5 protein-coding genes are annotated in these 7,643 nt (G+C 53.4%); 1 reads left to right on the top strand and 4 read right to left on the bottom strand.

Features of this window, described 5'->3' with window-relative positions; translation table 11 throughout:
- The first annotated feature begins 244 nt into the window (after positions 1–244).
- Positions 245–1,075, top strand: coding sequence for a zinc transporter ZupT (zupT, locus tag OEL90_RS02775; RefSeq protein ID WP_291402355.1), 831 nt, complete (start codon positions 245–247; stop codon positions 1,073–1,075).
- 236 nt (positions 1,076–1,311) lie between these two features.
- Here zupT and mnmA read toward each other — a convergent pair whose 3' ends face one another.
- From mnmA to OEL90_RS02755, 4 genes are all read right to left on the bottom strand, one after another.
- Positions 1,312–2,484: a tRNA 2-thiouridine(34) synthase MnmA gene (gene mnmA, locus OEL90_RS02770; protein ID WP_291402353.1), complete on the bottom strand. Its 1,173-nt coding sequence runs from the start codon at positions 2,482–2,484 to the stop codon at positions 1,312–1,314.
- Position 2,485: 1 nt separating this feature from the next.
- Positions 2,486–3,730 (bottom strand): histidine--tRNA ligase, encoded by a 1,245-nt coding sequence (gene hisS, locus OEL90_RS02765; RefSeq protein WP_291402351.1) that lies wholly within the window; start codon positions 3,728–3,730, stop codon positions 2,486–2,488.
- A 103-nt stretch (positions 3,731–3,833) separates the two neighbouring features.
- Positions 3,834–4,694 carry a CvfB family protein gene (locus OEL90_RS02760; protein WP_291402349.1) on the bottom strand — a complete coding sequence of 287 codons (861 nt, stop codon included), beginning with the start codon at positions 4,692–4,694 and terminating at the stop codon, positions 3,834–3,836.
- Between the two features lie 60 nt (positions 4,695–4,754).
- A complete protein-coding gene (locus OEL90_RS02755; protein WP_300687067.1) occupies positions 4,755–7,415 on the bottom strand; it encodes a calcium-translocating P-type ATPase, SERCA-type in 2,661 nt (886 codons plus the stop codon).
- Positions 7,416–7,643 lie beyond the last annotated feature (228 nt).

The following is a 7,643-nucleotide window of genomic DNA, read 5'->3' as shown; positions in this document are numbered from 1 at the left end:
ACGTGAAAGTACTTTGAAACGTCGATGCCAATGATCAACACTTTGTCGTGACCCACTGTTTTAAGTAGCTTTTTGATGTCATTGTTATCAAACATGCCAGACACCTCCTACTATATTTCTATCGTGGTATCTGGTTTTCTAACAAAAACTTATCATAGGTACGGCAAAATGAAGTTCCCGGTTGAAAAACATTGAAATCCCAACAACTTCCTGTTAAGATTTTGGGGAAGGGGTGATGTAACCCATGGAATTAAATTCAGTCTTATTCGCCTTTGGATTAACGCTATTTGCAGGCCTGGCTACCGGCATTGGCAGCGCGCTTGCGTTTTTTACAGACAAGACCAACACAAAATTTTTATCCATTGCTCTGGGCTTTTCAGCGGGTGTCATGATTTATGTGTCCATGATCGAGATCTTCGTCAAAGCCAAAGATGCGCTTACGGCTGCCCATGGGTTGAAACTGGGCTCCTGGATTACGGTGGCGGGTTTTTTTGGCGGCATGCTCCTTATAGGTTTGATCGACCGGATGCTGCCGGAATCCGAGAATCCACATGAAGCCCATACGGTTGAAGAGATGACCCACTCAAGCACTGAGCATGTCAGCACCCACCATGAGCACAGCCAAAAGCTCATGCGTACGGGCGTCTTCACAGCCCTCGCCATTGCCATTCATAACTTTCCGGAAGGACTTGCAACCTTCACAGCCGCACTCAACGACCCAAGCCTTGGTATTGCCATTGCGGTCGCAATCGCAATCCACAATATACCTGAGGGCATTGCCGTCTCAGTGCCTGTCTATTATGCTACGGGCAGCAGGCTGAAGGCCTTCAAGCTTTCTTTCCTCTCTGGCTTGTCGGAACCGGTTGGGGCACTGGTAGGTTATCTGCTTCTCTCCCGCTATATGAACGATACGGTTTTTGGCGTTTTGTTCGCCGGCGTTGCCGGTATTATGGTTTTCATTTCCGTTGACGAATTATTGCCTTCCGCCAGAGAATATGGCGAGGCACATCTGTCCATCTACGGCTTGGTGGCTGGGATGATGGTTATGGCAGTCAGTCTGTTGATGTTTATATGAGAGATAAAACGGGGGTCCCTATGAAATCAGAAAGCTGATTTCTCAGGGACCCCCGCTTCATTTTAGCAAGGTATTTTGGTTTGACAGGCGCTGGTCATAGCCACCTTTTTCGATCATCGCCTCACCCAGCATAAACTTGGTGTCTGCGGCTAGCGCCTATCAACCCCGAGTTTCATCCAGCAGAAACTTGGTGTCTGACACCAAGTTTCATTCAACATCGATCCTCGCACCACCCATCAGAAACTCGGTGTCTGACACCGAGTTTCTATCATCGCCCCACCCAGCACTTCGTCATCCAAAAAGAAAACCACATGCTGGCCAGGCGCAACGGCCCTGACGGGTTCCTCAAAGTGGACTTCCACACTGCCAAGACCATCGAAGCCTTCCGGGTTCAGTCGTCCGACCCTTGCCCTCAGCCTATACCCCCAGTGGCAGATTTTGACCTCGACGGTCTCGCCTTCAAGTGGGATGTGGCCAATCCATCGGGGGGTGCTGGCGATCAGGGACGACCTGTAGCAGGCGTTGTCTGACCCCAAAATCACGTCGCCGGTGTCCGGCTGGATGTCCAGAACCGTGAGCCCTCTGAGGGATTTCAGCGCCTGCGCGCCATAATCTCCCGGGTCCTGTGTCACCACATTCAAGCCCCGCTTCTGTCCTATGGTATACCGGACATACCCTTCATGAGCGCCAATCACTGCGCCGGACGGATCTACAAACTGCCCGCGGCACCTGCCCATCAAGTCCTTCTCGACAAAATAGTCCACGTGACCGGAGCCACTGAGGAAACAAATGCTCCTGGATTCTCCACTCGTAAAAAAATCCGCGCCAAAAAAGCCTTCCGCAATAGCTCTGACCTCATCCTTATGGGCAAATCCCCCTAAAGGAAACATCAGCCGCGCCAGCTGTAACTGGGACAAGCTGTGCAGAAAATAGGCCTGATCCCTGCGATCTGCCTGACCCTGCAATAAGCGAATCCGCCCCGCTTCACCAAACCGCTCCAGTCTGGCATAATGACCCGTCGCCATAAAGTCGGCCCCATGAGCAAGAGCCGCATCCAGCAGACGTCCAAACTTGATCTCCCGGTTGCAGATGACGCAAGGATTAGGTGTCAGCCCATCCAGATAACCGGTTTCAAAATGTGAGATCACAATGTCGCTGAAAGCGACACGCATATCGAGCTCGACCAGGGGAATCCCAAGAGCTTCAGCCACTGCCCTGGCTTCCCGCAGCGACGCCGGCTCAGCCCCTGTATCAGACTCTGATTCAGCCTCATCAAAAAGACGCATAGTGATGCCGAAAACCTCATAGCCCGCCTGACACAGCAAAAGCGCCGCAGCGGCGCTGTCGATGCCGCCGCTGAGAGCGACGGCAACTTTGGCTCCCGCGGGCGCTTTATATGCCTTCCACATCTTAAATCTCCTTGACGACCGGTGCATCGCCTTCAATGACGGCGAAGTACTTGTAGCCGGCTTTTTTAAGTCGCTCCAGCTGCTTACCGAATTTCTTCTCGCGTCTGAAAGCGGATACGGTCTTGTAGGTTGATCTCAGCGCATCTCCCGCCGCAATGACCGCTGAAGGCGTCTCAGCCTCGAAGATCAGCGCGACGTGATCCTCGTCCAGCTGGCCGTCGCCCCGCTCCTTCAGGATCTCAACCAGGCGCTCGAAACCAATGGAGAAGCCCACTGCCGGCACATGCTTGCCCATGAAGTTGCCAATCATATTGTCATAACGTCCGCCGCCGGCAATGGAATAACCCAGATCGCCGTAAGCCACTTCGAAAATAGTGCCGGTATAATAACCCATGCCGCGGACCAAGGTAAAGTCAAATTCAATGCCGTAACGGCCGCCGTTCATGGACAGTACCGCAGCCATGATTTCCCTGAGGCTGTCCACCGCCTCCGGATTAAGACCGGATTTCTCAGCGCCGTCCAGGCCACCGTTTTTAATGTTTTCCATTATGGTGATGATATTGTCGATTGAGGCTGCTTCAAACCCCTGCTTTTCAAGGTCTTTCCTGACCCCGTCAATGCCAATCTTGTCCGCTTTGTCCAGGCTGATGCAGACGCGCGTCACGTCTTCAGGCGCGAAGCCGCTCTTGACAATGGCGTCCGTCAACAGTCTGCGGTCGTTGATCTTGACCTTGAATCCTTCAACATCCAGTCGGTTGAGGGTCTTGCCCACGACATCGATCAGCTCGATCTCAGAAAAGTTCGTCTCGTCGCCCATGATGTCGACGTCGCACTGCATAAAGCTTCTGAAGCGCCCACGCTGCGGCCGCTCCGCACGGAACACGAAGCCCGTCTGCATGGCCTTGAAGACCTTTGGCAGATCGTTGTGATTGTTGCAGTAGAACCGGCTCAGCGGCAAAGTCAGGTCAAAGCGGAGGCCAAGGTCAATCAGGTCGTCCTCTTTCAGCGTATCCGCAGCCAGGTCCAGCTTTTCGCCGCGCTTGAGAATCTTGAAAATCATTTTCGTATTCTCGCCGCCGTCGCTGTCAATCAGCCGTTCAATGTCCTCGACCACCGGCGTTTCAATTTCCAAAAATCCATTTTTCGCGTATTCGTCACGAATGATCCCCATGACGTGCTCTCTGAGTCGTTTTTCCTCCGGCATAAAATCGCGCATGCCCTTGGATGGCAGCAGGTTTCTGCTCATAGTGATATGACCTCCTCAAACTCTCTTTATAATTCCCAAAAGCCTCCTGACAGAATTGCCGTCAGAAGGCTTCAGGCTAATTTATATTTTTTGCCGATGGTTTTTATTCCGCCCCATCCGTTTTCTTCAGCTGCGTGTGGCGCTCCGTCTTCTCGATGATCCCATCCCGAAGCAGTCTCCCTACGGCGCGTTTGAAGGCCTTCTTACTCATGCCCAGGATCGCTTTGATTTCATTTGGATCCGAATGGTCATCCAGCATCAAGGTGCCGCCTGCTTTGATCAAAGCCTCGTGAAGCTTGGTGGCGTCGCCGTCAATCATCTTATGGGCCTTGTCTCTCAGGCTCAGTGTCAGCTTGCCGTCTTCTCGCACTTCAATGACGCGGGCTTTCACCGTTGTACCAATCGTTAAAGGCGTGGTAATTTCGCGCTCACGGATCAAGCCGCTAAAGCGGTCATCCACAGCCACAAAGGCTCCGAAGCCGTCTTTCAAATCATAGATTGTACCTTCTACCCACTCCTCGAGCTGGTATGGCGCGTTGTGATCCAGCAGCCGGTACAAATTCATAGTCGCACAAAGTCGGCCGGTACGGTCCACGTAGAGACCAACCAGGCACTTCTGCCCCTTCTTGACCGGTGCTGTGGATTCTTTGGTCGGCAGGAACAGATCCCGCTCGAGTCCCCAGTCCAAAAAAGCGCCGCGGGTGGTCATATCCACCACTTTCAGCCAGGCGATCTCGCCCATTTTGATGAGGGGCGTTCTGGTAGTCGCGACCATACGATCCTCTGAATCCCTATAGACGAAGACCTCGATCAATTGACCTTCTTCGAGATCTTCAGGCACAAATTTCTTTGGCAGCAGTACATCCGCGACTTCCTCCGGGCCTGGTTCCGGCTCGTTGAGATAAATACCCTGCGGGGTTTTGTTTATGGTTTTCAGTGTCTGAATTTCTCCAAGTCTGATCATTTGGACCTCCTAAAGGCTCACAGTGCTTCTCGTATGATTATACCACGTCTTAACACATTTTCAGTGTTGTTTTTTACGCAGGACATGGGTGACCAGTTTTATCACTTCGACAATTGGAATGATCGATAATGACGCTGCCAATACAATGCCCCATTGGCTTAAATTCAGGTGCGTTACCCGGAACATGGTGTTCAGACCAGGGATCAAAATGATGCTGACCTGAAGGAGTGTCGCAATAAGAATTGCGCCATTCATGAAACGGTTGCTGAATAAGCCAATTTTGAATATGGATTTGTCATTGGAGCGGGTGTTCATGGCGTGGGCCAGCTGGATTAATCCCAGGGTCGCGAAGGCCATGGTCATGGCGATTTCGTGGTCGTAATGGGTCTCCCCATACCAGTAAGCCGATAGTGTGATAAGCCCCTGAATGACACCCCTGAACAGAATGCTGTGACCGACGCCTTCACTGAAGAAGCTGGCGTTTGAATCTCTCGGAGGCTGATCCATGACGTCGTCCTCAGCTTTTTCAACACCCAGAGCCAATGCCGGCAGTGAATCCGTCACCAGGTTGACCCACAGGATATGGATTGGCAGCAGCACGTTCCAGCCCATCATGGTGCCCATGAAAATGGTGACAATCTCGCCAAGGTTGCAGGTCAGAAGAAACTGAACGCTTTTGCGGATGTTCGCGTAGATTTTCCGTCCCTCTTCCACGGCCGTAACAATGGTGGCAAAGTTGTCATCCGCCAGCACCATATTGGAGACGCCTTTGGAGACGTCTGTACCGGTGATGCCCATGCCTATGCCAATGTCCGCGCTGCGGATGGCCGGCGCGTCATTGACGCCGTCTCCGGTCATGGCAACGATTTTGCCTTTTTTCTGCCAGGCATCGACGATTCTAACCTTATGCTCTGGTGACACACGCGCATAGACGGAGTACCGGTCCACATGGTTGTCAAATTCATCCGCTGGAATAGCGGACAGTTCAGCGCCGGTGATAATCAGATCGCCCTCTTTGAGGATGTTGAGTTCTTTTGCTATGGCAGCGGCTGTCTCTTTATGGTCGCCGGTGATCATGATAGGCTGGATCCCCGCTCTGACACAAGTTTCCACTGCGGCTTTTGCTTCAGGTCTGGGTGGATCGATCATCCCTACCAGGCCGAGGAAGGTCAGGTCGTGTTCATCGGTATCCGGTTTGAGTGAGTGTGGATCACTCTGGATCGTTTTTTCAGCTGCAGCTAGGACGCGCAGGGCTTTGGAGGCCATGGCGCTGTTGGCATTGACGATCTGCTGCCTGATCTCTTCTGTCAAAGGTTTGACACTGCTGTCTTCCTTATAATGTGTGCAGCGGGCAAGAAGGACATCCGGGGCGCCTTTGGTGGTCATTCTGAGGCCGCTTTCTGTCTGGTGGATGGTGGACATCAGCTTCCTGCCGGAATCGAAAGGCAGCTCGCCGACGCGGGGGTAGGTCTTGTCCAGATCTTCCTTTTGAAGATTCTTTTTATCGCCAAAGATGACGAGGGCCGTTTCGGTGGGATCGCCCATGTAGGGATCTGCGGTACCATCGGCCGCTTTCCTGGAATCATTGCATAGGGCGATGGCTTCGATAAACGCGCGCACATCCTCATCTGAGGGATCCGCCTGCTCAGCAGAGACTGAGGTCAGACCGGTGTAAATTTCTGTGACGGTCATTTTGTTCTGGGTCAGCGTGCCGGTCTTGTCCGAGCAGATGATCTGGGTGGAGCCCAGGGTCTCTACGGCGGACAGCTTGCGGATGATGGCGTTGCGCTTTGCCATCTTCTGAACGCCTATGGAGAGGACAATGGTGATGACCGCGGGGAGTCCTTCCGGAATCGCTGCGACGGCGAGGCTGATGGCCGTCATGAACATGTCGAACCACGCCTGTCCCCGCATGACGCCCACGACGAACATCAGGACGGCGATGAGCACGACGCCTATGGAGAGGATCTTGCTGAGCTCCGCCATTTTCTTCTGGAGCGGGGTAATGGAGTCCATGTCGCTGTTTAGCTGCTCGGCAATTCTGCCGACCTCGGTCTGCATGCCGGTGGAGGTGATGACGGCGACACCCCGGCCGTAAGTGATGCTGGAGCCGGAGTAGATCATGTTCTTGCGGTCGCCTATGACGGCTTCGGCGTCCTCCAGGGCATCAATGTGCTTTTCCACGGGAACCGACTCGCCTGTCAGGGCGGATTCCTCGGATTTCAGGCTGGCGGATTCGATCAGGCGACCATCGGCAGGGACCAGGTCTCCTGCCTCTATGTAGAGGAGATCGCCGGGCACCGCTTCGGAGGTGGGGACCTCCACCATTTTGCCGTCGCGCTTCAGGCGGATGCTCTGGGCGGACATTTTCTTGAGGGCTTCGAGGGCCTGCTCGGCCTTGCTCTCCTGGACCACGCCCATGACGGCGTTGATGAGGACGACGGCCATGATGATGGCGGTGTCGATCCACTCGCCAACGAGGCCGGAGACCACGGAAGCGATGATCAGAACAATAATCATGAGGTCCTTGAACTGTTCGAGGAATTTTACGATTATGCTCTTCTTCTTGCCCTCGTCCAGGGCGTTTTTGCCGTAATGGGCCTGCCGGGCCTCGACATCCGTCTGGGTGAGGCCGCTGTGGCTGGTGCCAAGGGCATCCATGACGGATTCGACTTCCTGGGTGTGGAACTTCTGGTTGCTTAGATCTTCTTTTGTCAGCACTGGGATTCCTCCTGTCGATTATACGCACAAAAAAACTCCCCACCACGTCCTTTAACGGGTGCAGAGTCTCACAATTCAACATTCAAAGCCGGGCCTGCGCCGTCATGACGACTTTGAACCTGCGCCCTCGCGCAGGTAGTTACTCCCTCTGTGGGTTTTTTCACTTGTAGGTTTACTATACCACCGGCCCTGATAAAAGTCAAACGATCCAGATAATGGAGCGTCTTT

This window comes from Acidaminobacter sp. (assembly GCF_030247605.1).
In the GTDB taxonomy this organism is placed as follows: Bacteria; Bacillota; Clostridia; order Peptostreptococcales; family Acidaminobacteraceae; genus Acidaminobacter.
This window is presented reverse-complemented; position numbering and strand designations above follow the sequence as displayed.

Coding starts and splice junctions, on each gene's coding strand:
- hisS (WP_291402351.1), bottom strand. CDS start 3,730: ATGAGCAGAAACCTGCTGCCATCCAAGGGCATGCGCGATTTTATGCCG.
- zupT (WP_291402355.1), top strand. CDS start 245: ATGGAATTAAATTCAGTCTTATTCGCCTTTGGATTAACGCTATTTGCA.
- mnmA (WP_291402353.1), bottom strand. CDS start 2,484: ATGTGGAAGGCATATAAAGCGCCCGCGGGAGCCAAAGTTGCCGTCGCT.
- OEL90_RS02760 (WP_291402349.1), bottom strand. CDS start 4,694: ATGATCAGACTTGGAGAAATTCAGACACTGAAAACCATAAACAAAACC.